Below are 25626 nucleotides of genomic sequence, written 5' to 3'. Positions count from 1 at the left end.
AAGCTTATAAAATAGGATGGCTGCTAAGCTCAATAGGAGTGTTAAGAATAAGGAACCGACCCCTTCTACTCGCTCGGTCAATTGGTTATCCCGAGTGAATCGAGTTATGATCGGGAAACCCTCATGGATCGTAGGATCTTCCATGGGGCTGCTGGGTTCGGTCAAAGCTCAAGGCCATCTTCGTGATATTATGTTTTCTTCGGGCATTTCCTCGCCACTTTTGCCGGGAAATGAAGTATATATTGGCATAGTTCATGAAAAGTTTCACCTAAAATCATGACTGGACCCTCAAGAATAAACTAAATTTCAAAATCAATCGTACCCTTCTCGCTTAACTCAAACGGACCAGGTGTGACATCTGCATCGGGTCTCTTTGTTCCGAAGAAATCAGAGTCAAAATGATATGGAGTGCTGTCCGGCTCCTCAAATTTCATGTTGGCGTGATAAGTCTTTCCAAGCAGATCCGTGGAAACTAACATTGCAGAGGTTCCCCGAAGCAATTCGGGATCATGGATCTGAATGTGTACTTTGCCTAGTGCAGGATTCATCTCAATTTTTACGCCCTTCTGTGCAACGATCTTCGCTTGGGATTCGTGACGACTTGGAACCGCATCGTTAAGAAATACATTTCCACCCATGGCTACCGGAAGTACGGCATTGCCTATAAAGAAATCCTTTGCGGCATCGCCAAGCTCAAGAAGCTCCTCTTTGGTGTATTCCCACCATTTTTTATCTTTCACATCCGGATGTTGATCGTAGCCGCCAAGTCCCACAGCATGCAGATGGCATATGGAATTGTCCGGAACACCATCCATGACCGTCTTTCCGTCCTCTCCAACTTCATCCCTTGGTTTAAGTGGAAGATGCTCAAAGAAGGTAACAGGAACAGGCTCCTTATTAGGATCATTGTCACCTATAAAGATATTGTTGTAGTACCTGTCATCGCCTCCAGTGATATTGGAGTATCCGGCCATGGCAGTCTCGTGAGGGAAGTGATATGGCGTAATACGAGTAATTTCAGAACGAACTACAAATCTCCCTGCAAACAAATTATGAGCAAATGCCCCGCCCTGAGCCATATTTCTGAAATTCATCGGAGAGAGAAATAGATTATGATCGACCATATACGGACCATGGCAAACCTCAACGAAGAGGTCTTCCGAAAGATTGTCAAAAAATACATTACGGCTGATGCGAGTGCCCTGTGCCTGCCAGTCCAGCCAAAGCGCACGGTAACAGCTATACATTATATTTTCGCTAATTTGAGTATCCAAGGAAGCATGAAGCTTAATTCCCGCAACTTCGGCACCGTGTCTGAGTCGTTTGTGGTGAATATTATAAATACGGTTCTGATATATGTGGCTGAAGGCTGCTCCCATATGACCCACAATACCTGCCTGTTCGCAATCATGAATCACATTACCTCGAACAATGTGACTGCCGATGTTATCCTTATGCCAGCCGGAGCGTAATGCTCGTAAAATAACCTCCTGCTCGCGTTGAGTACCGCCTTTACTATGCTTCTCCAAAGACTTGGTGTGCCCTGTGCCGATTTCGGTACCCAGGCTAATACCAACGCATTTGGATTCACTGATTATATTGTTTTCAATAATCCAGCCCTTGCTCCAGTGAGGTCCAATCAAACCTTCCTGGTAGTTTGTAGGTGGCGCCCATTGGGGGGAGGCCTGACGAAGAGTGAAACCGCTTACGGTAATGTAGTTAACTCCCGGTTTCTCAGGCCAGAAGCAATAAGGACGTACATTAATTTCTACATTTTCCTTACGAGGATCCTTTCCGCCAAAATGGGCCCATATTTTGGTTGTCGTAGAACCAATCTCGGCATACCATTTTAACAATGAATCCTTGGGATACTTGGCTTCAGACCAAACTATAGGGTTGTGAACGCTTTCGATACTATCGCATTCATACAATGATTTGCCATCCAAATAGACATCGCCGAGATGAACCGGGAAAGGCCCGTCAAACAACCAGTCTCCACTGAGCTCCACCTCAAAGGGATTGCGAATGGAAAAGAGGGAATTGAGCACTTCTGTGCTCCAAACATGGTCTCCTTCAGACTTCCAGTTGGTAATCCGCTCAGCTCCTGTAATCACAACTTCCCCGTCTCCTGCGGATCGATATACGATTCGATGCTCCGCTGTTCCTCCATTCGCCGGGTTAACCCATTCCCTGTATACTCCCGCATGAACAATAACGGTATCACCAGCCATGGCATGAGCCGCAGCGCGTGATATGGTACGAAGGGGTTGATCCGCTGTTCCTTTTCCTTGATCATTCCCATGGTTGGATACATGATATTCCATAACAACTCTCCTTCTATTTAAAAATGTTTGTTGTATCTCGTTATTATACTAGAAAATAAATGTATTGGGAGAGATAGGAAGTCAGGTGTCGGGCTAAAGGTATACTGATATAAGGTAAGCCACATCATTACCCTATGAGGTTGTGGTTTTTTTGTTTTTCGAAACTTTAGCTATTATTAAAAGCTATAACCAGCCATGTTTTTTTCATATAACAGGCATTCCTTTTGACCATGCTATACTCATTAGAATAAAAAGTTAGAAGGAGAAATACTTATGATACCATTTCGTAATGATCATGTAGGTAGCTTTCTACGTCCTGCAGATTTAAGTCAGGCACGTGAACAATATAAATCAGGCAACATCACATATGAGCAATTAAGAGCTGTAGAAGATAAAGAGATTATTCGAATTATTGAAAAGCAAAAGGAAAATGGCGTATTGGCAGTTACGGATGGTGAATTCCGCAGAAGCTGGTGGCATTTTGATTTTCTGGGCGGCTTGGATGGCGTAGAGTTGTATGAGCAAATAGACGGACCAAAATTCCATAACATGCAAACGCGCAAGGGTGGGATTCGTGTTGTTGGTAAAGTTGATTTCTCGAGTCATCCCTTTGTTAAGGATTTTGAGTTTTTGAAAAAGCATGCAGGTGACACAGTGGCGAAACAGACCATTCCAAGTCCAAACATGCTTCTATATCGATTGGAAAATGGTGCCAATATCTATACGGACCGGGAGCAATTTCTTCAGGATACGATTGCGGCGTATCAAAAAGCCATTCAAGCTTTTTATGATGCGGGATGTCGATACCTGCAATTAGATGATACCGCTTGGGCAGACCTATTCTCAGAAGCTGGTCATGATAAGCTGCGTGCCAAAGGTCTGGAACCGGCAGAAGAGTTGAAAACGATGCAGCGAATGATTAACGAAACTTTGGCTCATAAACCGGCGGATTTAGTTGTGACGATGCATATTTGTCGTGGTAACTATAAATCAAATTATTTCTCAACGGGTGGTTACGAGTACGCTTCTGAAGTTATCTTTGGTGGCTTAAACGTAGATGGATTATTCCTGGAATTTGATGATGAGCGCTCAGGTGGCTTCGAGCCTTTACAATATGTGAATCGAAAAGATTTGAAAATCGTGCTTGGTTTACTTACTTCGAAAACAGGCGAGTTAGAGGATAAAGAACAGATTAAAGCCCGGATTGCAGAGGCGGCAACCTATGTACCACTTGAGCAACTTTGCTTGAGCCCACAATGTGGCTTTTCGTCTACAGAAGAAGGCAATATTTTAACGGAAGAACAACAATGGCGTAAACTTCGTTATGTGAAGGAAATTGCAGAAGAAGTTTGGAATTAATCCATCTAAATAACGGAGGGGATGCAAAATGACGACACAAGCAGACCAAGAGACAGTTATCGTTGAAGCGTTCATTAATGGTCAAAATGTAAAATCCCTTTCGCAGTTAGCAAAAGAGAATCCGACAAACCCCGCTGAGATCGTAGGCTATTTCCCTGTCACTACGAAAGAACAAGCGGTTGAAGCGATTGAAGCAGCGGCAGGGGCTTTTAAAACATGGAAGCAGACCTCCATTGATGAACGCATTATTATGATGCGCAAGGCGATCGAGAAGATTAGAGCAGCTGAGAATGAAATTGTTCATTTGCTGTCCAGAGAGCATGGCAAGCCCCTGTATGATGCACACGGTGAAATTTATGTTTCGTTAATGTGGATGGAGTTTGCTTGTAATGAAGCCAAATCGGCTCTACAGGAAGAGATCAAAGAGCACGAGAATGGTAAAACTATTCTTTCCTATGATCCAATTGGTGTGGTGGCAGCGATTAGTCCATGGAATTATCCCATTGCTTTATCTACCATTAAGATTGCTCCTGCCTTACTTGCGGGCAACACGATTGTGCTTAAACCAAGCCCATTTGCACCACTGGCGGCAGCGAAGGTAGCAGAGATTATTGCGAGTGAGTTCCCGGCTGGTGTAATCAATGTCGTTCATGGTGATGCGGATGTGGGCGTTGAACTGACCACGAATCCTCATGTTACGAAGATCGCCTTTACAGGGGGAACCGCAACAGCTAAGCATATTATCAAAGCAGCTTCGGAAACGATTAAAGATATGACGCTTGAGCTTGGTGGCAATGATGCGGCTATCTTCTTGGAAAGTTTTGATGTTCATGATGAGCGAGCCATGCGCCGGATTGTCATTTCTAATTTCTTGACTGCAGGCCAGATCTGTATGATCGCCAAACGTGTGTATGTACACCGTTCTATTTATAATGAGTTTGTGGAAAAATATATAGAGGCGGCAAATCGCTGGATTCGAATTGGTGATCCATTTGATTCAAATACGACGGTAGGCCCGGTTAATAACCTGAAGCAGAAGAATTACGTGCTTGGTTTGGTTGAAGATGCGCAAAAGCGCGGGGCTAAGGTCATCCCTCTCGGGCAAATTCTTGATCAGAAGCTGTTTGACCAAGGTTACTTCTTACAACCTACGCTTGTTTTGGGTTGCGATGTTCATGATCCGATTGTCGTAGAGGAACAGTTTGGTCCTACAGTTCCGATTCTGCCATTTGACGATGAAGAGCAGGTTATTCATCTACACAATGAGAGCATATATGGATTGACGAGTTCTGTGTGGGGCAAAGAAGAGGATGCCATCTCCGTCGCACGTCTACTCGAAGCTGGAACGACCATGATCAATACAGCTGCTGTTCAGGGTCTTGACGTTCGGTTCCCTTTCGGTGGCTTCAAGCAATCTGGTATTGGCCGTGAATACGGTGCCGAAGGTATCCGCACTTATACAGAAAAACATGTCATCAACGTTCCGAAGACACTGGATCTTCCTTATATACCAGAATAAATCTTATAGCACACAACTTTGACATCGTACGAGGAATGTACATGTGAAATTAAATGTAGGCTATTTCAAAGTGCTAAAGAGTGAGATGAAATCTGGTGACAATCAAAATAATAAGAAATAAAGAAGCCACTCCATTTTTTGGAGTGGCTTTGTATTCAGCTATTTTACGGTGAATGGCGGCTATCTTCTACCTAGTGTCTCCCAAATTCCATGGAGCCAGGCGTCGAACTCAGCATCTTTGTCGCCCTCGTAAGTATCATAGAGATCAAGACGTGTCTTTTGCAGTTTTTCCTTAAATTCCTCAAATGTATGACCTTCAGGAAGGCTTTTTTTGATCCGCAGCAAAATTTTGTTAGTACCTTTAAACAGCTCGCCTTTGTTTTTGGCAGGCATTTGTACATCTTCATCCAACTGTTTCAGCTTGTGATATGCGGCTTCACGCACCTGGAACACTTGATCATTTTTCAAAACATGCTGAAGTAACTTAATGGTAGGGGCTGTATCCCAGTTTCCCAATTCGTTCACCGCATTCAGTCTGTCTCTCCAGCTTGACGTCCGGTTAGCCGCTCGTTTGAGCTCTTCAAAGTTCTCCGGTAGTTCGTTCACTGCTCCAACTTCATGGTTGTTCGTCAAAATTCAATCTCCTTAATCATCGCCATCTCGGCAGAATGATGAATGTTATTAAACACTATTATAGCACGAACCTGACTAAACTACTCCTATGAAGCCGATTGGTTAGCCTTTTCCTTAACGAAGTCTACCATGAACACCCAACCAATCAGTCCACATAAGACAAAACCAAACGCATGCAGAGCTCCGTAAATGGGAATGAAATCGCGTATGGTTAATGAGTACATATTTTTCAGTAACGGATAGAAGATGGAAATGACAACCACCGTGTAAAAGGCTAGGCAAGAAAGGCCTAAAAAGATGGTTGCCTTAATATTCAAAGCGTTTTTCCTCAAGTAAGTAAGGAGATATGCGGTGTAAACCACAATATTACAGGCGAACAAAGCGACACCAATGTATTCAATCGGCTTGGAGAAAATCATACCAATAGCAATCAAGATGGGTCCGATGATATCGATGGCAACAACCCAGGGGTACCAGCTTTTCTTCGTCATGATGCGTCCCAGTTCACCAATGAAAATTGGAACGATTGCAGATGAAAAATGAAAGTGAACCGAGCTTAACGCGTGCGTTGCAGGATTAGCCTGGAAGAGGTTTACTTGATATTGATATAAGGTAAACCAAATGCCTCCGATAAAAAAATAAACGAGCCCCGCACCAATTGCTATTTCCGCTGCTTTTCCTTTAGCGATCACAATCGTGGTCAAGCCATAGATGCCAAGCAGCAGTGTGAACAGTAGCCACCCAAGGGACAGAATTCCTGGGATTGCCGTACTTTCTAACCCCCACATCTTACTACTCATTACCGAAGCTAGAGTAAGAAGCGCAGCGGGAAATTGAAGCCACTTCATAGCGGCATACATCATTCGTTGATGTTTATTCTTTTCGTCATAGTTCAAAAGTAAAATCACAAGAGGGACTATGACAAAAGCCGCAAACAGTAGAAATTTTTCAACAAGTTCGAATGGAAAGTAATTTAGATAAAATATCAGAATGGTTATGATTCCACCGGGAAACACTGGTGCTAATAATAATTTTATTAGTTGCTTTAGGGAGCTATTCATGGCGCTTCCTTTCTAAACTATGTTTATCGTAATACTTGCCTGCATCCAGTTGTGTAGCATTCTTTAGTATAGATCGGCAATTCTTCTTTTAGTAGTCTAACACATTTATTTGTCAATATATGAAAATAAGCTTAACTTACTGCGGTTGATGGAGTCATGAGAAATAGCCCTTTCGCTCTTCAAAGGCGAGCCTTCTGGTATTATCAAGCCCGATTGAGATGGACTGGACAAACACCAAATTTTGAAGAGTCCTCGCGAGATAAAGATCGAATGCCTGAAGGACGATATGCCGTGTTTCGGTTTTTTTAAATGAGATTTATTCGTGTGGAGAACCCCGTGAATATGTGGAACGAAATGTTTAGTCTTTTTTTAGCATCTTTTAATTGAAATAATGGCCGATGGTTGAACAAAGTGAGATCACAGTGCGGGGAACCTTATCATAAGGAGGGCGAAAAAATCTCTAAACCTATTCCGTAGCTATATTGCTTACCAACTGGTTGCTATTACAAAAACACCTCTAAGATGTTCTCCATATCTTGCGACAAGGTTTCATTCTCTTGAAGGTGTTTTGATTTGTTTCACGTTTTGGGGTCAGCTCAGCATTTAGTCCACGGATTCTTTCATTTTTCACTTGAGGACATATGTGGGGCACCTATTTTCATTCAAATTACCGATTATAATCTCGTAATATTATGTAGTTCCACTATCATCTCAATAGGTAGTTTGCAGTTGCAATTGTTCAAAATGGGCCACCAAAAGTTATTGGCCGTTTGAGCGCTTGTATGTATAAGGCTGCGATTCCAGCGTACACTGCTACGATCTTCAATACGAAATTAAATTACTCCTTAAAACGATTCTTGACACTTGAAGCTTTGCACAACTAAAAATTAAAATAAGGCAGAACACAAATGAGTGCTCTGCCATACATCAGATTATTTTGAACTGTAAGAGAACGACAGATTATGTGACTGTGCTCCTGTAGCTGAATTATACGGATCTTTACTATTTGCAATATAGTAAGTAAATTTAAGATTTAAGGTCTTCTGTCCCGGAGTAGTGTAGTGCCCTACTTTAATGATTGAATCTAGTGAATGATCCGGCTGTGCAAGTGTCTGGCTTTTGGGTACAGTTACTTTAGTTCTTCTGACCTTATCGGTACCACTGTTATCATAAGTTTTTAACGTTTTTGCACCTACGTTCTGTGAGTTAGTGTAGCCTACTCCAAAAGTCAAACCTGTTTTAGGAGCTGATAGCCCCCAAGCAACATTGAGTTTAAGCTTTGCAAGGCTAGAATACGAAGAATCCCACATAACTGATCTTATTACATCACCAGGTGCTGTATAGATTTCAAGGGTTGTATCTTGATAAACACCAATTTTCCATCCTGAAGTTTTTGAATTAACAGACCCGACATCAGATGTTGTACTAACAGATAGAGGATACAGCTTTGTAGTGAAATCTCCAGAAGATCCACTAAGAGCAGTCGGCCCCTCAACATATCCTCTTACGGTCATTTTTTCAGTTATTTTAGCAACACCCGCATTATATACTGCGGTATATGTTTTATCAGACTTACCACTTGCCAATGCGAATGTTGTTATTCCATCTTGAACTTTTTCTTGTACCGGCTCTAATATTTTGCTGTACCAGAACATGTCTTCATGCTCTGCTTCGTTGAGGGAATTAGAATTATTAAATATTTCAACTGTGTTAAGCTTATTATCTAACTGATCTGTTTCCAAAAAAGTAAAGGTTCTTGTGTCTTTTTCAAACAAATACAGTTTAACAACATTATCATCATTAGCAAAAGTGTCTTGTAATAATGCTAAGTTGCTGTTTGGCTTTTTATCAATACCAAAATAGACAACTTCAAAATTGTTTGTGCTATCAGTTAAATCACCTACAATTAGACTATCAGTATAACCAGCTTTCTTCAACTCTCCTGTAATTTGAAAATCTTTTTCACCATTAGTTGTCTTTACATTACCAGATAGAGAAATAGAATTTTTCACATCATTCTCAATAGAATAGATATCAATATCACTGGAGACGAAATTGGATAGGTTACTTAATTTTTCACCCTTTTCATCTAAGTTATAAACGGTGTGACTTGGAATATTGATACTATCATTTGATGATTCTTCTGATGCAAAAACACTACCGCTCAGAGAAAAAGTAAATAATGTAGTGGCAATAAATAAAGATTTTAGCTTCTTCAAAATTAAACCTCCTAAATATTGGATTGTTATTCCTGATCTCAAAGATACCAAAATAAATGTTATATGTAAATGTAATGCATTTTTTAGAAAGTTTTTCTAGTTCTTTTGGACTATGTGATTTTCCTTTTATATCAACGAATATCAGTCTTTCCAAAATTAAATGATATTTAAAAATCGGGTTAAAAGGACTAAATTGGAACAAGCGGTGCAAACTAGTGTAGGTACTCTACCGGCGTCAGTTTTTTAGTTTTTGTTGTGGGCGTTCTGTTTTAAAAACGGATATATCTTTCGATTTTTCTTTGTGCTTCGATAACCGTTCGGATATGATAAAAATAGAGTCCTTCCGGTTTGAGATGCGAGAAGAATCTACCATATAGAGGGTTCATAACAATTTTCTCGACGAGACATGCTTATTTGGGTGCCAAAATTTTAATAGCATGTCGTGGTAAGCATGAGACGTGTACTGGAAACCTTGGTCGCAGTGAACGATCAGTCCGGTTAAGTCTGTGTGCTTCGCAAACGCTCTGCTACATGTGCGAAGACCAGTTTATTGTCGTTGCGTCGGCTATTTTGTAAGCCACATTTTCGTTATTAAACAGATCCTTTATGTCTGGAATATACAACCAGATATTGTCCACATGATACTGGGGTCGATCGTACCAACTTGTCTCTATTCAATTTGTGATGAGTCTATCAATCTCCTTGGAAAACAAAAAAAAGCCGCGCATCATGCGGCTCTCTATCTGATTTAACGCCCACCCGTATTGGAAGCCCAGACAGGAATCCAACTGTTCGGATAATAATCATTGGTCAGGGTTGTGTTATAGAGAACTAAATTCCCATCACTTTGCATGATCAGTGTATCACCTGTTGTATTAGTTGGTAAGCTGCTTCCGTGATGACCCGGAATCCATGAGGTGGTATTGGGAGACCAAGCAGCTACCTGTACAGAAGTATCGATCACCAAAACTTTATCCCATCCCCAACCGGTGTAATATTCGAATTTACCTGTAGCCGGATTAAAACCAAAACGATAACCATATTGGTAAACGTCTTGATATTTCATGCCATATTTATAGATGACAGGTTTCCCGTACTGTGATTCAAAATTGAATGAAAGAGCCCCACTGTTACTAGTTCCGCTACTCCAGAGAGATGAACCGTTTTGATAGATAACAAAGTTCCCGTCATTCTGCCAAATGGCTGAAAATCTACCATCTTGGGAGGTGAGATAGTCACCCTTTTCCATGTTTTGGCCGATCGTGAGCTTATCACCAAGATAGCCGGCAGAAGCCGTCGCTGGTACGGCAAATGCAAGAATCAACAAGCAAGCCATAAGAATTCGAAAAGATCTGGGGAAAAGTTGTCTGTTCATTGGACACGCTCCTATGTTTTTTTAATGGTTGAAGCTAAATGCATAGAACTACAAATCCTTACAGCTATTACATGTTTCTGCGTTGTATTCAGTCAGGAGCGGTGAGGTAACACGTCCCCATCTGGTGTAAAACGGGAACTAAGATCTAAAATGCTCCCAACGGTCACCTCCTTTAATAGAAGTGTGAAAATCTTTGATACATATTATGTAATGGGATGTGTGTTTTAGGAGATGGAAGCTAAGTGTTTTTTAGTAGAGGAGTTATATCATCAAGTGAAAATACATACTTTATTTTCCATTATAGCAACAAAAAATATAAAAGCCATATTTTTCTATATGAAATTTTGAATCTATTACTTACGTTCAATGCGTCATAACTTCTCGTCTCCTATACCAGAAAAAAACCTAGTAATCGCTTGAATAAATTGAAGCTAAACACTAATTTTGGTGCAGATCGAGACATAGGTATTCATCTCCTCTATCAATCTCCCAACTTTTTTACATACATTTTATATATTTTATGATTTTTATGAATTGAACTATGGTAAAATATCTCAGGATCTAAAATTGGAGAGGGGTTTTTTCATTCATGTTTTGGAAAAAAGTTTTGGGTAAAAGCACACTGCGTGTAGCTACTGCTGCACTATTACTCACGCAACTATTGGGCGCAGCGGGTTCTGTCTCTGCCGCAGGTAACGATGTAGAAGTACACTTGATTGGAATCAATGATTTCCACGGTCAGTTAGATACCACATCAATGGTGGGTGATAAGAAGGCAGGAACGGCTCCAATTCTAGCAACCTATCTCAAAGAAGCGCAAGCCAAATATGAACACTCCCTACTCTTCCATAATGGAGACTCTGTTGGTGCATCTGCTCCAGCCTCATCTTTGGATCGTGACGAGCCTACCATGGAATGGATGAATATGATGGGCTTTGATGTAGGGTCCTTGGGGAATCATGAATTTGACCAAGGTGTCGCTGCTTTGAAAGCACAAATCTTTGGTGGCCTTGATCCAAAAGAAGGAAAAGTAACGCATGCCGGTGCAAAATTTGATTACGTCAATGCAAACGTGATTGAAACTGCCACAGGAAAAACATTGATTAAGCCGTATGTGATTAAAGAAGTGGGTGGAGTCAAAATTGGATTTATCGGACTAGTGACGAAATCCACACCTGCCAAAGTATCTCCATCTGGGACAGCTGGCGTACGTTTCTTGAGCGCAGAAGAAGAAGTGGAAGCCGTTAATAAATATGCTAAAGAATTGCAAGACCAAGGCGTAGAAACGATCATTGTTTTGGCACATGATCCAGCAACAACCAAAGAAGGCGTAACTACTGGAGAAGCAGCTGATCTGGCAAAAGCTTTACCGGCGGATTCCCCTGTTGATGTTATCGTTGCAGGTGACAATCATGCATTGGCTAACGGTGAAGTGAATGGAAAGTTGATCGTTCAAGCTTATTCCTATGGTACGGCGTTTGAAGATATCAAGTTGATGATTGACCCTGCTACCGGGGATGTAACTGAAAAATCAGCGACTGTTACAACGACTTTCCAAGAGGGTGTAAAAGAAGACCCTGAATCTTTAGCTATTATTAAAAAATCATTGGACAAGCATCCTGAGCTGACGAAGCCAGTAGGTACAACGGATGGTTCTGTTACCCGTACAGATGCTTATAATAACGAAGCCCCTCTTGGCAACCTCATTGCAGATTCAATGCGTGAAGCAGACTTTGGGGATAAGGCAAGTGCTGCTGACTTTGCATTTATGAATCCAGGCGGTATTCGTGCGGATCTGCCACAAGGCGATGTGACCTTTGCTGATCTTGCCAAAATCCAACCGTTCGGTAACACTCTAGTGAAGCTGGAACTGACTGGCGAACAAATTAAAACTTTGTTGCAACAACAATGGGGTACCAACGCTGACGGTACACCTAATACCAAAACACTTCAAATCTCTGGTTTAAAATACACTGCAGATTTCAATAAGCCGGTCGCAGAACGTGTTACTGGTCTTAGTCTTGAAGATGGTACACCTATTGATCCTGCAAAAACATATACGGCTGTAGTTAACAACTTTATGGCTGCAGGTGGAGATAACTATAAAGTGCTGCTGGATGCTAAATCATCCCTGGCAGGTCCTATCGATCTGGATGTATTCTACCAGTACATCGTAGATACGTATAAAGGCGGTAGCATCGAAGCTAAAAATGAAGGACGTATCACAAACCTGGCTGCATCTACTGAGCCAACAGAAACACCTGTAACAACAGAAGTCATTTCTCGTGCTGAATTTGTAAGTGCTCTGGTCGACATGTTGAAACTAAACAAAGTAACCACAGCACCTGCATTCAAGGATGTTGCCGCTAATGCTGCATATGCTGACGCGATTGCTGAAGCTACGCATGCTGGATTTATTCAAGGGTATGGTGGAAACTTCTATCCTGATCGGGATATCACGCGTGAAGAAGCTGCTACGATTCTTGCTAAATTGGTAAAAGATCAAGCGACTGATAAAGACGCTGCTACGATTATTGCTAGTTTTGAAGATGGTAAATCCGTGTCTGCTTATGCAATTAAACCTATGGCAAAATTGATTGACAAAGGTATTTTTGCTGGAACAGATAAAAAATCACTTCAACCTAAACAAGGTCTTACTACTAACGATGCAAAAGCATTGATTGAAAAAGCTGTTGCAGCAAAAGCTTCATAATTTAGAACTTATTCAAACTTTATATGAGAACAGGAAAACACATCCGATTGGGAGAAGTCTATATCCCAATTAAGGATGTGTTTTTTTCATGCTTACATGTGGGCGACCTCTTCTACGTTGCTGGGCAGGATATTGAATATGCTCCTAGCTGTTTTTCCAGAGCCTCTGACGGTATGTGGCTATACCCTGCGAACCGGCTATTTGGGTACTGTATCGGTCCATCCACGGGCGCGTGGCGAAGGACATATGAAGGTGCTCATGGACATGTGGCTTGAGGAACTGCGCAATACGTGTGATATGGTTGTATTATATGGTCAGCGGCAGAGATATGAGTATTTTGGCTTCACGCTTGGTGGTGTAAAGCTTAAGTATATTGTGGGAGAGGTCAATGTGCGCCATGGCTTAAAACATGTGAACGACACAGGAATATCCTTCAGGCCGTTCTTCGAGATTGAAGGAGCAGAGTCCGTTGCACTTAGCATCAACACCTCGCGGCTTGCTTATGTTGAACGTACAGTGCAGCAATTGCCGCTTATTTTCAGCAGCCTCCATCAAAAGGCGCTGGGCGTTCTGGATCAAGGTAAACTGATCGGGTATCTAATTGTAAATGAAACAGGCGATGAAATATCTGAATTTGCGTTGGAAAATGAGGCAGATATTTCGCGGACGATTAAGGCTTATATGGTACATAGCAGATCGGATCGTATATCTATATTTACGCCGGAATATGACATTCCGCTGAATACGACACTTGGCAACATTGCGGAAGACTATGTTATTGAGACATCGGATATGTATCATATTCTGGACTTTGCCAATGTATTGGAGGCATATCTGACACTCAAATTCAAAACCACAGGGATAGTGGAGGGAGAATTCTCAGCAGTTATGGACGGTCAGCCGATTACTGCGCGAGTGGATGCGAGTGGTGTGACTGTCGAGCGATCTGCTAAGACCGATGCCGTTGTCCTTGATAAGCAGCAGGCTCAGGCGCTTCTACTTACACAACATGGCCGTTATATGGCAGTTGCTGCGCCCATTGGGTGGTTTCCACTCCCGATATTCTGGTACAAGATCGATAAATTCTGACGAATCCAACGAGTATTAAGGATATATAAATTAGAGATGAGGACATGAAGGCCACTCCACGTTGGGTGGTCTCTATGCTGATCAACGATGCGGACAGGATGGAGACACTTTTGATCATATTATGGGGTTATATCGACAAAAGGATGTTTCTATGATAGGGTGGAGGCATCCCATAGGCATTCTACTCTTCGGAGTAGAGTGCCTTCATGTATATTATGGGAGCTTACATTAAATGTATTTTAAAATCAATTGGATCGTATATGGAGGTGGTGATGCTATGTTTCTCTCTTTAGCCCCAACAGGGGATGGTTGGATGAGTATTAAAAATGTGAAAATATCATTTAATAAAGAGGAGCGAACATAGCATGACTACTCGTTTTCAGGCGGAGACCCGCATTCCATTAAATTCTTCTCGACTTAAGGATCTACGTAAATCCGGGCGTTTGCCAGGTATTGTTTTTGGCAGAAATACGGAGAATGAGATGATTCATATTCCAACAATAGAATTTCAAAAGTGGTTGAAGCAAGGAGCGTCTGGTTTTATCGAATTGCAGTTTGAAGAGAAAGGCCCATTGACCGTATTATTGGAAGACCTTCAACGTGATTCGGTTACACGAGATTTGATTCATGTGGATTTTCAACAGGTGCAGACCAATGAGATCATGCGCACTAAAATTCCTGTCAAGTTCAACGGCACACCGATTGGCACAAAACAGGGCGGTGTCGTGCAAGTTCAATTAGCTTCTATTGAAGTGGAGGCATTGCCGAGACACTTGCCAACGTCGATTGAATTTGACATTAGTACTATGGAACTTGGAGAAACGTTACATGTAAGTGATGCAACGTTTGCTCCAGATGTAACGGTGATCTCTGAGGGGAATGAGTCTCTTCTCTCTGTAGTTAAACCTTAACAATTCCAAATTCGCAGAGCTGAATAAGTCAAAATTAGCCGTACGGGTGATCATCCGTACGGCTAATTTGTGCTGATCACGATATGTTGGCGTGCCCCCATCCTCACAAAGCGGGTAATCTAAAATTCACCTTACGTATGTCTTTTGCTCGCGTACAGGCGCAATGATCCTGATATTTCGCTACCCTTTCAAAGTCCATTCGCAAAATTCAGGTGTAAAGTAGGTAGACTCAGGAAAGGTAATCACTATAATGGAAATAAGATACATATATAGTTGATATATAAGAACAGATACGGATGAATTAACGCTCAATATAGAGATAGAGATAGAGATAGAGATGAGGAAGAGCGGTGGGTAAACCTGAACTGCTAAGGTCAATGGCATAACATTTCTAAACAGGGCGGTGAGCGAAAAAAAATGGACAAATTAAAGAATAGCGGATTCTATAAACTGAGATTCTTCATCACTCCTGAAGAGTTTAAAAGCCTTTTGCAGCTTTTGGAGCATCGGCAAGCGCAATTCTATCGTACCAATGCTGCCCGAACAGAGCATGATTATAATCAGGTGTACGAGGAGTATCAGACGTTCTATCAGTATTTTGTGGCAGGAGAAAAGAGAGATGACATCCATCCCTTCTTTGTTTACTCTATTTCTATTGCATCGGATCAAGAAAGTTCAGGATTTTTTGTGAGAAATGAAGGGGTTTCTTTTCCATATCACGGACAATGGGCAGAGGATGAACTGCCGTGTATCTTGCTTTCATTTCCGAAAGGTTTTCAAGTTAATTTGGAAGATGAAAAAGGAAAGTACTATATATATGAGGATATCCGGGACCATAAGCCGCTAACCTATGCGCTTTTCGATAAAATAAGAGACTCTATCAAAAAAATGACCAAACCCCTTCGCTTCTCAGCCCATGATGCAGATGCAATGAAGGAGCAAAAGCCCTCTGTGCGTTTAAGCCATGATGCAATGCACGACTTGAGCCAATCGTGGATATTCAGTAAATATGGACTTGTGATTCATGGCAAATAGGAGGGGGACGAAATGATGTTCGCCCTAAAGCTTATCTGTACCTGGGTACTGCTAGTTGCCTCATGTTGCGCAGTGTGGTGGAGCTTTAGAACAGAGAAGCTTATAACCATCTCATGGCTGGCATTTCTGCTACCGGCTGTCTTCCAGCTCGCTACCGCTTTCCGGATCGGTCCAGGCCAAGCAAAGTCACTCATCGTGTTCGGCTGCATCAATCTGGTGTTTGCTACCCTTGTGGGTGCGGGTGTCTGGTATCTAGTCCAAGTAGCCAATTCATATCGAAGGGGCAAATGATCAACGAATGGAAAGGGGAACTCCAATCATGAAGCCAATGCAAGAAATAGAGACACTGGCCATAGAGATCGCTGCTGCCGCCAGAACGTCTTTTTGCACTCTTTTTGAAAATGGTGAACGTTACTATTATTGTACGTTATACACTACTGGAGAAGGACATGCGCCAAGCATCTCTGCCTGGTCGTGGGAAGCTTTGGCGTTGGAATCGGCTAGGCAAGCAGAGGAAAGTGATACGCCGGTATCCACGATTGCGGATCTCATCAAATGGTCGTATGCGGATTCGCCCTATTGTTGTTTTGGGGATGATCACTTTGACGATGTCAAACAACGATATAACGAGCGTCCTTTCATTGCGGAACTGGAGAATGATGATTGGAATCGCGAGTTGGATGTGAGGCTGAACGCCACGGAGCTGGCGATGAAAATGCTCGATGATGAAGGCGTGTTTGCCTTAAATCAACCACGAGAGTCGGTATGTGTCCTTGTTGAAGTCATGCCGCCGGATAAGATCAATACCGAAATTGCTTTACGTTTGAATCGGGCAGAATCTCCGGTGTTGCAAGCATGGTTGGCGGAGGCGGCAGAATAAGATGATTATGATAATAGGACTATAATTCTCGAACCACCTTTGCACATGAAAGGGTGGTTCTTTTTTATGTCTGCGCCCCTCGGACAAACACACTTTTTCTGCCTTGTCCACATTTATACCTCACCAAAACTATTTAATTGCATCTAATAGATTATCAATAAAAAGGAGGTTTTGAGAATGGGAAATAGAAGACCTGGAGCACCTAGTGGTTATGACCCTGTTCAGATCTATAACTCGACTTCGTTTAATGCGAGTGGAGTAGTGGAGTATGCATCCATCTTTTGTAGCAACGATAGATATAGTGTTCAGCGTGATGAGACTTGGAGATCTTCCGGCCGTGGTGTGTGCCTGGTAACTAAAATCACCGCGACAGTTAGAACACCGAGTGGAAATATTGAGGCTGAACCGTATACCTCTTCTGGTACTTCGTACAGCCAGTTCGCCATTATACAGGTAGGGGTAAATCAGTTCCGCGTGACACGTGTTACAAGTGCGACTAGAAAATGCCGGAAATAACCGAAGAGGGTTAATATCAAGAACAGGTATTAAACAGGAAGAGACGACTGGCCATGAGTAAAAGGCTGGTCGTCTTCTTTTGCTTTAATGTTCTTTGTACCATAATATTCTGCGGTGCATCGAGGAATCTTTCAAAAGTCGGAAAGGCCGTAAGGCTGGTTGATAATTGCCTTCGATAATCCAAATTCGCCGTTTCTTGTCGATGGCTATATCGAACCCGACTTGTCTAAGCATAGGGTAATGCTCCCCCAATCGTTTGGCAGCTAATCGTGAAACTTGTTCCGCTCTGACAAGTAAGCGCCGATCTCCAATTCGAGCCAGTCTCAGTGCTTTAAGAACTGGAATGGGGCGGTTATTCACATTGGTGACTTGGTATCCTTGTGCTGCGACTTTAGCATAGGAACCGGTCACGTTCCAAGTGGACGAGGAACCCTTTTTGCGCTGAACCATGATCCGAATGTCGAACGGCCTGTGTTTAATTTGAGCAAGCTGCAGACGCTTTTGGACAATATATTCATCACTTTTGATTGTTTGTTCGAACCATTCCAGTAACTGCTCGTTGTCTCTCATGGTGACTGTGTTATTTTCATTTTGAATACGATAAGCATTTGCACCGCTTCGTTTAATGAACAGGATACCCCTTCCGTAACTGCCATTACGAGGTTTCAGTACAACGCTGGGATATTGAAGAAGCATCTTCGTTAACGTATCCTTCTCAAGCAACTGTGTTTCTGGCAAACGTTCAGCGAGAGAGGGCTCATCGCGCAGAATGCCATACTGCAACCATTTGTCTCTTTCGAATAACATTGGAATCACAGCCTTTTTCAATCGTCTACGGTAATTCTAGTTCAAATTCGTGATCCGCATAAGTGGCCATTCGTCCAGATTTGTAAGTCGATGCATGTCCAATCGGTCGATGGAGACAGTCTGGGGAGGTGTTCATTCACGCTTCGAGTGGCTTCTGGATACGCAGGCTCACTTCTATCAGCACCATGGATAACGGCATGCCGTGCTGGTACATGTACTGAAACAAGAGCCAAATGTGAAATGGTTTGAGTAGTACTAGACTAACCTTCCGATAGTTCTTTTTACCTATAAATTAGCTTATAAAAAGTGCGACTTTCTTACTAACATATATACAGATTATTCGTTTACTGTATGCCTTTTCGATGTTATACTCACAATATTCAAAAAAAATGTTGAAATATGTCGAATTGAGGCTTATCAGGATGATTATAGGTAAACAAAACGGCGAAGCGATCATCCTCATTCCATCACTTGAACCGGATGAGAGACTTCCAACCTATGTACGGCAATTGCGAGAGTATGGCTTGACCAATATTGTTATTGTGGACGACGGATCGGGTGAGGCCTACCAGTCGATTTTTGAGGAGCTTCGTGAGAATGGTTGTGCTCTGCTAACACATGCGGAAAATCAGGGGAAGGGTGCGGCACTCAAGACCGGATTTCAGTATATTGCTCAGCAATTCGATGCATCTTCCTTCGTTGTAACCGCTGATTCAGACGGACAGCATGCAGCTGAGGATGTCTACCGTATAGCCCAAGAAGCAAGGCTTCATCCAGACTCGTTGGTGCTCGGGGTAAGGAACTTCAGTGAGGAGAACATACCGCCAAAGTCCCTGTTAGGCAATCGGATGACCTCCTTTATTTTTGCCATGCTGTATGGTAAAAAGCTGTCAGATACCCAGACTGGGCTTCGTGCCTTCGGTCCCGGGTTACTTGCGTTTATGCAGGATGTACGCGGTATTCGGTTTGAATATGAGCTTCAGATGCTCATCTCGTGCATTCAGTCTGGCATACCGATTCATACCATGCCAATCCAAGTCATTTATGAAAATGGCAATGCGGGAACTCATTTTAAAGCAATCCAGGATAGTGCCCGGGTAATGGGTGTGTTGTTCTCCAATTTTCTGCGGTTCATTTCATCATCGGTGGCCAGTTCTGTTGTTGATTTGGGTATTGCCTGGTTTTTGATCGACGCGTTGCGGCCCATGTTGGGTGAGCAGCACTATCTAAGAATTCTGCTTGCAACCGTGCTTGCGAGAGTGATTTCCATTGTAGTCAACTATGTACTGAACAGACATTTTGTATTTCGCAAGGAGGATAGCCAGGGAAGTCTATGGCGCTATCTGACTTTATGCGGAGTAGTGATCTTGCTTTCCAGTACCGGTGTATATATATTCCATACCGTTCTCTTCGTAGATGAGAAATTGGCGAAATTCGTCTGTGATGCCTTGCTGTTCCTGCTCAGTTTCCAATTGCAGCGAAGATGGGTATTTGCAGCAAGGAGGAAGCAGCTGTAGTGCAAAACGAAAAAAGGCAGAATATCTTTTTTGTCATCACGATGATCCTGATGTCGATTTATTTGGTATGGCGTACATTCTTTACGTTGCCATGGGGTGAAGGCGTACTGAACGTCATTTTTGGTATGCTGCTGATTGTGGCTGAAACGGTCACCGTACTGACAACCTTTGAATTATTCTTTCAAAAGATGCAAAAAGAACGTACACAGCTCGACTTTCCAATCGTTCCGCCGGAGTACTATCCGGATGTGGATGTATTTATTGCTACGCATAATGAGCCTGTTGATCTGTTATATAAAACCGTTAATGCCTGTACGTTCATGGATTACCCGGACAAGCAGAAGGTTCATATCTATCTCTGTGACGATGGAGCAAGACCAGAGGTAGAGGAGCTTGCCAGACAGTTTGGCGTGGGATATCTGGGGTTCCCCGGAAACAAGGATGCCAAGTCTGGTAATCTGAACAATGCACTGAGCAAAAGCTCTTCGCCGCTCATTGCAACGTTTGATGCGGATATGATTCCACAGCACACCTTTTTGATGAAAACGGTACCCTATTTCATGCTCTCCACGTTTATTAAGGAGAATGAGGTATGGCGTCCTCGTAGGCAGGACGAGATGGACCCTAAGTTCAAGCTTGGGCTGGTACAGACCCCGCAGAGTTTCTACAATCCCGATCTATTCCAGTTTAACCTGTATGCAGAGCAAGGCATTCCGAATGAACAGGATTTCTTCTCCAGAGAAGTGAACATCCTGCGTAATGCCTCCAATGCGGTAGCCTATACAGGAAGCAATACGATCATTTCCCGGCAAGGCATGGAAGACATCGGAGGTTTTCCGCTGAATACCATCACCGAGGACTTTGAGACAAGCATCCGCTTGCAGCAGGAAGGTTATATTACCTATGCGACTCAAGAGGTTCAAGCTGCCGGTCAGACGACAACAACAGTGAAGAGCATGATTAAGCAGCGGATTCGCTGGGCAAGGGGGATTATTCAGAGCCTGCAGAATACGCGTGCACCCATATCTGGGAAGCTTCCTTTCTGGACGAGAGTGACCTACTTGAGTAGTTTCTTATACTGGTGGTCTTTCTTTAACCGGTTGATTTTCATTTTGGCACCTATTTTGTTTGCGTTATTCGACTTCCAGATTGTGAACACAACCTTCTGGCAAATCCTAATATTCTGGCTTCCATCTTATTTCTTCTATAGTGTATCCATGCGATATCTGTCCAGTAATATTCGGAATCAGCGATGGAGTCAGGTTATCGATACCATATTTATGCCTTATCTGATCTGGCCTGTTCTCCTGGAGACGCTGGGTATTCGTGAGAAAAAATTCAAGGTTACCAACAAAAGCAGAGCAAGCGGTCGACAATGGATGTCTGCTCTAATATATGCCCTTCCGCATATCTTCTTGCTGTTGCTTTCCATTGCAGCCGTGATTCGGTATGTCAATGGCAAGTACGGCATTGCGCTGTTCTTCAGCAGTATCATTATTTTCTGGTTGATTCATAACATGATTGCGCTGTGTTACGCCCTGTTCTTCATGATTGGCCGCCGTGCGTATCGGGAGACGGAACGGATTCGGGCGCAGGAGGATGTCACGATTCATGACCAAGCCAACAATCTGCGATATCAGGCGAAAACGGTGGATGTATCCGAACAAGGGATTGCCTTTTATGTCCCTTATCCCATTTATTTGGCTGAGCAGAAGATCATCTCTCTGGTCGTCAAAACCGAGCGATATGAGGCGAACCTCGATGCAGTCATCGTTTATGTGAAACAGGATGGGGAGGGCTGGCGTTATTCTGCAACGGTTCAGCCGGTCGATGAGAATGATAACCGCCAATACATGCAAATCATCTACGACCGTAAACACTCATTGCCAGAGCAGATGAATCTGTGGGATACGGCTTATGACGATATGCTTCGCAATGTGAAAAAACGGATTGTTCAACCCAGATCGGATCAGCGAAAAATGCCGCGGCTTTCCCTTCAGCTTCCAGTTCATTTCACCAATGATGCTAGCTGTACGCTGCGCAGCTTCAATTATCGTTTCTTTTCCGCGAGGGGTTTCCATGGTGATATTGCAGCAGGGGCGGTCGTTACTTTTTATACGAAGAGTAATATTGAAGTCATTTTGCAACATACGGGAAAAACGACAGCCCGTGAGCGCGAAGTGCTTCTCTCGGTAGAGAATATCGATGATATTGTGGAGAAGGGCCTGATCGACCAATTGCTGACGGATCTGATTCAGCCACATTCCGATCGTTCCACCAGAGAGGGTTAGGAGAGATAAAGATGCTCATTGTGCTTCATTTTGTGATGGGAGTTTTATTGATATTCTCCTTTCTTGGGTATATGCAGGTTGTACGGAAGGCACTTTCACTGCGTTGGGAGTTCATCCCTGTATTCGTGTTTTCCTCGATTGCCTGCTTTGTTTTTCTAAGTGGTTTGGCAGGGCAGCTCTTTACGGGCAGCCTTGTCATCCTGATTGCAGGTTTGCTTTTTTATGGGGGAATGTTGTTTCTCAGGCTGCGCCGAGGGGCCTCATTACGTATGTCCTTTTCCATATTTCAATTTTCATTCCTGGCAGGGACTTTTGTTTTCTTGCTGTTGCTCTTTCAGAACCAGTTAACACATTACGATAATTTCTCCCACTGGGCTATCGTACTGAAGCAGATGCTGAGTACAGATGCCTTTCCAACGCCAGACTCCAACCTGATTGATTTTAAAAACTATCCGCTCGGGACTTCGTCTTTCATTTATTATGTCTGTCGCTTCATGGGGCACTCCCAGTCCGTGATGCTCTTGGCACAAGGGTTGCTTATCTTTTCCTGTTTTTATGCCATGTTTGGCATTGTTTCGGAGAAGAAACGCTTTCTTCTGTACGCCTTTCTCGGACTTGGGTTATCTACACTTTCTTTTTTCAATCTGACGATTCGGATCACCAACCTGCTCGTGGATTTCTTGCTTCCGATCTACGCGCTCGCGATCTTGGCAGTGATCTACCAATATCGTAATGAGATCCAAAAGGCATGTATAGTTGTTCTTCCGCTTGCGGGATTACTGACCATTATCAAAAGCACGGGTATTATTTTCGCCGCGATCGGTCTAATTTTCCTGGTGTACTCATGGCTAAAACATAAGCAAAAGTTCAGTTGGAAAACAGCGCTCGCTGTAGTGGGTACGATCTGCGGTGCGCTCATTCCCTACTTCGGCTGGAGCTGGCGAATGGCGACGGTGTTCCAAGGGATTGATAACAAGTTCGATGTGGCTACCTCGGGGATTCAAGCCGGCAAAACGCCAGAGCAGATGCGTGATATTCTGTGGACTTTCCTCAAGGCCAGTACGGATCTGACGACACGGCCAGTGATCGGCATTGTTATTTTCCAGCTTATCGCAATTGCAGCATCGGTATTTGCCATCGTTGTGCTTAAGAAGAAGTGGAACTTGTGGAAAGCATTAATTGCGCTAGACGTTGTTCTGTTACTGTACTATGCGGGTATTCTGGTGTTGTATCTCTTCTCCATGCCACTAGATGAAGCCATTGTCCTGGCAGGATTTGAGCGTTATGCATCGAGTATCGTGGTGCTGTTCGCCGGTGGGCTGGTGTTGTGCGCTGCGATCGACCTGGAGCGATCATTCCATTATCGGATTGGTGAAGTGCCTGATTATCAGTCCTTTAAGACCGTTGAGACGAAAGGTCATTATCAAAAAGGCATTATCGGCTGTATGGCGGTTGCGGCAACCATCCTTTTGTCCGAATACAATGGTATCGTGTCTATCGCCCAAAGCTATGATACAACACTCCCTTACAAGATTCATGCGGTTACTGGTGATCGGTGGTACTCAGGTGGGCAGGAGGATAATAATAGATATCTCTTCTACGCCTCAGACAGGGACCAACAGGTCACGAACTATTACATGCAATATGTAGGGAAGTATTTCTTGTATGCTCCTCATGTGGACGGAATCGTGTTGTTCTATGAGGATAATATGGACAACCTTCTGAGCGGCTACGATTATCTAGTGGTCGTCGAGACCGATCTCAACGCCAAGTGGTTGCTGAAAAAGCATTATGGCATAGACATGCAGGAGGGTATCTACAAAATCACCCGTTCCGGGGATCAGATCGTTCTTACGTTGACTTGAGATCATAGATGTTGAAACCCTGTTCCGGACATCCGGTCAGGTAAGATTAAATACATGATTGTATATAGAGTCCCCTTAAATATAGCCCGCTATAGCTAATACCTATAGCGGGCTATAACTCTTTCGTAGAACAGCTATTCCGATCGGATATGTTATATTTAATTCTATAATGATAAACGGGGAGATTAAACTATGAGCGTACAAACAGAACCTAAACAACGAACAGTCACTCCATTTCGATATGATATTGTGGGCAGTTTTCTGCGCCCGAGTGCGTTGAAAGATGCCCGATTAAAATACCAGAACGGCGAAATTACCACGGAACAGTTGAATGAAGTGGAGAATGCCGAGATTGTGAAACTTGTACAGAAACAAAAAGAGGTTGGACTTCAGGCTGTAACGGACGGCGAATTCCGCCGCTCTTGGTGGCATCTGGACTTCTTCTGGGGACTGGATGGTGTAGAGCGGACAATTATTGAGGAAGGCTATCGATTCAACGGTGCGACATCCAGACCGGAAACAGCTCGTCTGAGCGGCAAAATCAGCTACACTAGTCATCCATTTGTAGCGCACTATGCCTTCTTAAAAGAAGCGGCTGGGGAAGACGTTGTTGCTCGTCAATCCATTCCAGCAGCAGCCCAGTTCCTATTCGAATTGGACCGGGCAGATAATAAGGAAAGCACACAGGCCATCTATCCGAACCGTCAAGAGCTTCTCTCGGACATTGCCGGGGCGTACAAAGCATCCATCTTGGCCTTTTATGAAGCCGGCTGCCGCAGCATCCAGATTGATGATTGCACGTGGGGCGCATTATGTGACCAACAGTTCATCACAGTGATGGAGCAGATTGGCGTTAATGTGGAAGAGTACGCAAACGAACTCGCAAAACTGAACGAAGATGTGGTATCTGGCCTGCCGGAAGACCTCGTGGTAACCACTCATGTCTGCCGCGGTAATTATGTTTCGACATTTGCAGGAGTTGGTGGCGGTTATGAGCCGATTGCGCAGACACTATTGAGCATCGATAACTATTCTGGTTTCTATCTGGAGTTTGATACGGAACGGGCTGGTGACTTCAAGCCACTTCGTTTCCTGAAGGACAATCAGCAGGTTGTACTTGGCCTCTTCTCTTCCAAATTTGGAGAGTTGGAGAACAAGGAAGATATCCTGAAACGGATTGAGGAAGCTACACAATATGTTGATCTGGATCGAATCTGCCTGAGTCCACAATGCGGCTTCGCTTCCACGGAAGAAGGCAACCATCTGACCGAGGAACAGCAATGGCGCAAGCTTGCCTTCATTAAGGAAATTGCTGAAGAGCTTTGGAAGTAACCTTCGCAGCGTCATTGATCATTCACGCATGTGTTGTGCATAAATAAAACTGCTAAATGAGCCGTACGGACCATCATCCGTATGGCTTTTTGGTGTAATCTCCATATAGAGTGGATGTTTGATCAGAGCCCATAACCGCCAAGAGAGTGAAGCAATGGGATAGAGATGAGATTAACGGAT

19 protein-coding genes and 2 pseudogenes are annotated in these 25626 nt (G+C 43.3%); 15 read left to right on the top strand and 6 right to left on the bottom strand.

From position 1 onward, the window contains the following. Positions 1-73: 73 nt before the first annotated feature. A pseudogene (locus MKY87_RS15555) lies at positions 74-262 on the top strand (NADPH-dependent FMN reductase); the annotation flags it as partial. A 37-nt stretch (positions 263-299) separates the two neighbouring features. On the opposite strand, the gene MKY87_RS15550 reads toward MKY87_RS15555, so the two are convergent. After that, positions 300-2324 carry a right-handed parallel beta-helix repeat-containing protein gene (locus MKY87_RS15550; protein ID WP_340965360.1) on the bottom strand — a complete coding sequence of 675 codons (2025 nt, stop codon included), beginning with the start codon at positions 2322-2324 and terminating at the stop codon, positions 300-302. Positions 2325-2597: 273 nt separating this feature from the next. On the opposite strand from MKY87_RS15550, the gene MKY87_RS15545 reads away from it, so the two are divergent. Then, complete coding sequence (locus tag MKY87_RS15545; protein WP_340965359.1) at positions 2598-3683, top strand: 5-methyltetrahydropteroyltriglutamate--homocysteine S-methyltransferase; 1086 nt, start codon at positions 2598-2600, stop codon at positions 3681-3683. Between the two features lie 28 nt (positions 3684-3711). Next, entirely contained in the window at positions 3712-5202 is a 1491-nt protein-coding gene (locus MKY87_RS15540) for an aldehyde dehydrogenase family protein (RefSeq protein WP_340965357.1), read from the top strand. 180 nt (positions 5203-5382) lie between these two features. Here the strand turns inward: MKY87_RS15540 and MKY87_RS15535 are convergent, their stop codons facing one another. Then, on the bottom strand, positions 5383-5835 hold the full coding sequence (locus MKY87_RS15535; RefSeq protein WP_091035293.1) for a HEAT repeat domain-containing protein: 453 nt from the start codon (positions 5833-5835) through the stop codon (positions 5383-5385). A gap of 86 nt (positions 5836-5921) precedes the next feature. Continuing rightward, the gene (locus tag MKY87_RS15530) at positions 5922-6896 is read right to left on the bottom strand and encodes a YndJ family transporter (protein ID WP_340965355.1); all 975 of its coding nucleotides are present in this window, start codon (positions 6894-6896) and stop codon (positions 5922-5924) included. 162 nt (positions 6897-7058) lie between these two features. On the opposite strand from MKY87_RS15530, the pseudogene MKY87_RS15525 reads away from it, so the two are divergent. Then, positions 7059-7133: pseudogene (locus tag MKY87_RS15525) on the top strand (DNA alkylation repair protein); the annotation flags it as partial. A gap of 695 nt (positions 7134-7828) precedes the next feature. On the opposite strand, the gene MKY87_RS15520 reads toward MKY87_RS15525, so the two are convergent. Continuing rightward, a complete protein-coding gene (locus tag MKY87_RS15520; RefSeq protein ID WP_339787544.1) occupies positions 7829-9115 on the bottom strand; it encodes a hypothetical protein in 1287 nt (428 codons plus the stop codon). Positions 9116-9863: 748 nt separating this feature from the next. Continuing rightward, complete coding sequence (locus MKY87_RS15515; protein WP_340965354.1) at positions 9864-10490, bottom strand: hypothetical protein; 627 nt, start codon at positions 10488-10490, stop codon at positions 9864-9866. A 589-nt stretch (positions 10491-11079) separates the two neighbouring features. Here MKY87_RS15515 and MKY87_RS15510 point away from each other — a divergent pair. The 7 genes from MKY87_RS15510 to MKY87_RS15480 all read left to right on the top strand — a co-directional run bounded on the left by MKY87_RS15510 (position 11080) and on the right by MKY87_RS15480 (position 17634). Next, positions 11080-13203, top strand: coding sequence for a 5'-nucleotidase C-terminal domain-containing protein (locus MKY87_RS15510; protein ID WP_340965353.1), 2124 nt, complete (start codon positions 11080-11082; stop codon positions 13201-13203). Between the two features lie 75 nt (positions 13204-13278). Then, the gene (locus tag MKY87_RS15505) at positions 13279-14292 is read left to right on the top strand and encodes a GNAT family N-acetyltransferase (protein WP_340965351.1); all 1014 of its coding nucleotides are present in this window, start codon (positions 13279-13281) and stop codon (positions 14290-14292) included. A gap of 365 nt (positions 14293-14657) precedes the next feature. Further along, positions 14658-15203: a 50S ribosomal protein L25 gene (locus MKY87_RS15500; RefSeq protein WP_289390761.1), complete on the top strand. Its 546-nt coding sequence runs from the start codon at positions 14658-14660 to the stop codon at positions 15201-15203. Between the two features lie 417 nt (positions 15204-15620). Next, complete coding sequence (locus tag MKY87_RS15495; RefSeq protein WP_340965350.1) at positions 15621-16238, top strand: hypothetical protein; 618 nt, start codon at positions 15621-15623, stop codon at positions 16236-16238. Between the two features lie 12 nt (positions 16239-16250). Beyond that, positions 16251-16529, top strand: coding sequence for a hypothetical protein (locus tag MKY87_RS15490; protein WP_340965348.1), 279 nt, complete (start codon positions 16251-16253; stop codon positions 16527-16529). Between the two features lie 28 nt (positions 16530-16557). Next, the gene (locus tag MKY87_RS15485) at positions 16558-17118 is read left to right on the top strand and encodes a DUF4303 domain-containing protein (RefSeq protein WP_340965347.1); all 561 of its coding nucleotides are present in this window, start codon (positions 16558-16560) and stop codon (positions 17116-17118) included. Positions 17119-17295: 177 nt separating this feature from the next. Next, a complete protein-coding gene (locus MKY87_RS15480; protein ID WP_340965346.1) occupies positions 17296-17634 on the top strand; it encodes a hypothetical protein in 339 nt (112 codons plus the stop codon). A gap of 84 nt (positions 17635-17718) precedes the next feature. Here MKY87_RS15480 and MKY87_RS15475 read toward each other — a convergent pair whose 3' ends face one another. Next, positions 17719-18441 carry a YheC/YheD family protein gene (locus tag MKY87_RS15475; RefSeq protein ID WP_133386387.1) on the bottom strand — a complete coding sequence of 241 codons (723 nt, stop codon included), beginning with the start codon at positions 18439-18441 and terminating at the stop codon, positions 17719-17721. Between the two features lie 422 nt (positions 18442-18863). On the opposite strand from MKY87_RS15475, the gene MKY87_RS15470 reads away from it, so the two are divergent. The 4 genes from MKY87_RS15470 to MKY87_RS15455 all read left to right on the top strand — a co-directional run bounded on the left by MKY87_RS15470 (position 18864) and on the right by MKY87_RS15455 (position 25446). Further along, positions 18864-19958, top strand: coding sequence for a bifunctional glycosyltransferase family 2/GtrA family protein (locus MKY87_RS15470; RefSeq protein WP_340965344.1), 1095 nt, complete (start codon positions 18864-18866; stop codon positions 19956-19958). Continuing rightward, a complete protein-coding gene (locus tag MKY87_RS15465) occupies positions 19958-22249 on the top strand; it encodes a glycosyltransferase family 2 protein (RefSeq protein ID WP_340965343.1) in 2292 nt (763 codons plus the stop codon). Before MKY87_RS15470 ends, MKY87_RS15465 begins: the two co-directional genes overlap by 1 nt. 11 nt (positions 22250-22260) lie before the next feature. Continuing rightward, a complete protein-coding gene (locus MKY87_RS15460) occupies positions 22261-24114 on the top strand; it encodes a hypothetical protein (protein WP_340965342.1) in 1854 nt (617 codons plus the stop codon). Between the two features lie 192 nt (positions 24115-24306). Beyond that, entirely contained in the window at positions 24307-25446 is a 1140-nt protein-coding gene (locus tag MKY87_RS15455) for a 5-methyltetrahydropteroyltriglutamate--homocysteine S-methyltransferase (protein WP_340965341.1), read from the top strand. The last annotated feature ends 180 nt before the right edge of the window (positions 25447-25626 follow it).

Source organism: Paenibacillus sp. FSL R7-0198, assembly GCF_038000415.1.
Lineage (GTDB): Bacteria > Bacillota > Bacilli > Paenibacillales > Paenibacillaceae > Paenibacillus.
The sequence above is the reverse complement of the archived record's forward strand: the minus strand, read 5'-3'. Positions and strand labels throughout refer to the sequence as shown.

Bases quoted from the DNA above. Each gene is read 5' to 3' on its own strand.
- MKY87_RS15550 (WP_340965360.1), bottom strand. From the start codon at position 2,324: ATGGAATATCATGTATCCAACCATGGGAATGATCAAGGAAAAGGAACA.
- MKY87_RS15545 (WP_340965359.1), top strand. From the start codon at position 2,598: ATGATACCATTTCGTAATGATCATGTAGGTAGCTTTCTACGTCCTGCA.
- MKY87_RS15540 (WP_340965357.1), top strand. From the start codon at position 3,712: ATGACGACACAAGCAGACCAAGAGACAGTTATCGTTGAAGCGTTCATT.
- MKY87_RS15530 (WP_340965355.1), bottom strand. From the start codon at position 6,896: ATGAATAGCTCCCTAAAGCAACTAATAAAATTATTATTAGCACCAGTG.
- MKY87_RS15515 (WP_340965354.1), bottom strand. From the start codon at position 10,490: ATGAACAGACAACTTTTCCCCAGATCTTTTCGAATTCTTATGGCTTGC.
- MKY87_RS15510 (WP_340965353.1), top strand. From the start codon at position 11,080: ATGTTTTGGAAAAAAGTTTTGGGTAAAAGCACACTGCGTGTAGCTACT.
- MKY87_RS15505 (WP_340965351.1), top strand. From the start codon at position 13,279: ATGTGTTTTTTTCATGCTTACATGTGGGCGACCTCTTCTACGTTGCTG.
- MKY87_RS15500 (WP_289390761.1), top strand. From the start codon at position 14,658: ATGACTACTCGTTTTCAGGCGGAGACCCGCATTCCATTAAATTCTTCT.
- MKY87_RS15495 (WP_340965350.1), top strand. From the start codon at position 15,621: ATGGACAAATTAAAGAATAGCGGATTCTATAAACTGAGATTCTTCATC.
- MKY87_RS15490 (WP_340965348.1), top strand. From the start codon at position 16,251: ATGATGTTCGCCCTAAAGCTTATCTGTACCTGGGTACTGCTAGTTGCC.
- MKY87_RS15485 (WP_340965347.1), top strand. From the start codon at position 16,558: ATGAAGCCAATGCAAGAAATAGAGACACTGGCCATAGAGATCGCTGCT.
- MKY87_RS15480 (WP_340965346.1), top strand. From the start codon at position 17,296: ATGGGAAATAGAAGACCTGGAGCACCTAGTGGTTATGACCCTGTTCAG.
- MKY87_RS15475 (WP_133386387.1), bottom strand. From the start codon at position 18,441: ATGTTATTCGAAAGAGACAAATGGTTGCAGTATGGCATTCTGCGCGAT.
- MKY87_RS15470 (WP_340965344.1), top strand. From the start codon at position 18,864: ATGATTATAGGTAAACAAAACGGCGAAGCGATCATCCTCATTCCATCA.
- MKY87_RS15460 (WP_340965342.1), top strand. From the start codon at position 22,261: ATGCTCATTGTGCTTCATTTTGTGATGGGAGTTTTATTGATATTCTCC.
- MKY87_RS15455 (WP_340965341.1), top strand. From the start codon at position 24,307: ATGAGCGTACAAACAGAACCTAAACAACGAACAGTCACTCCATTTCGA.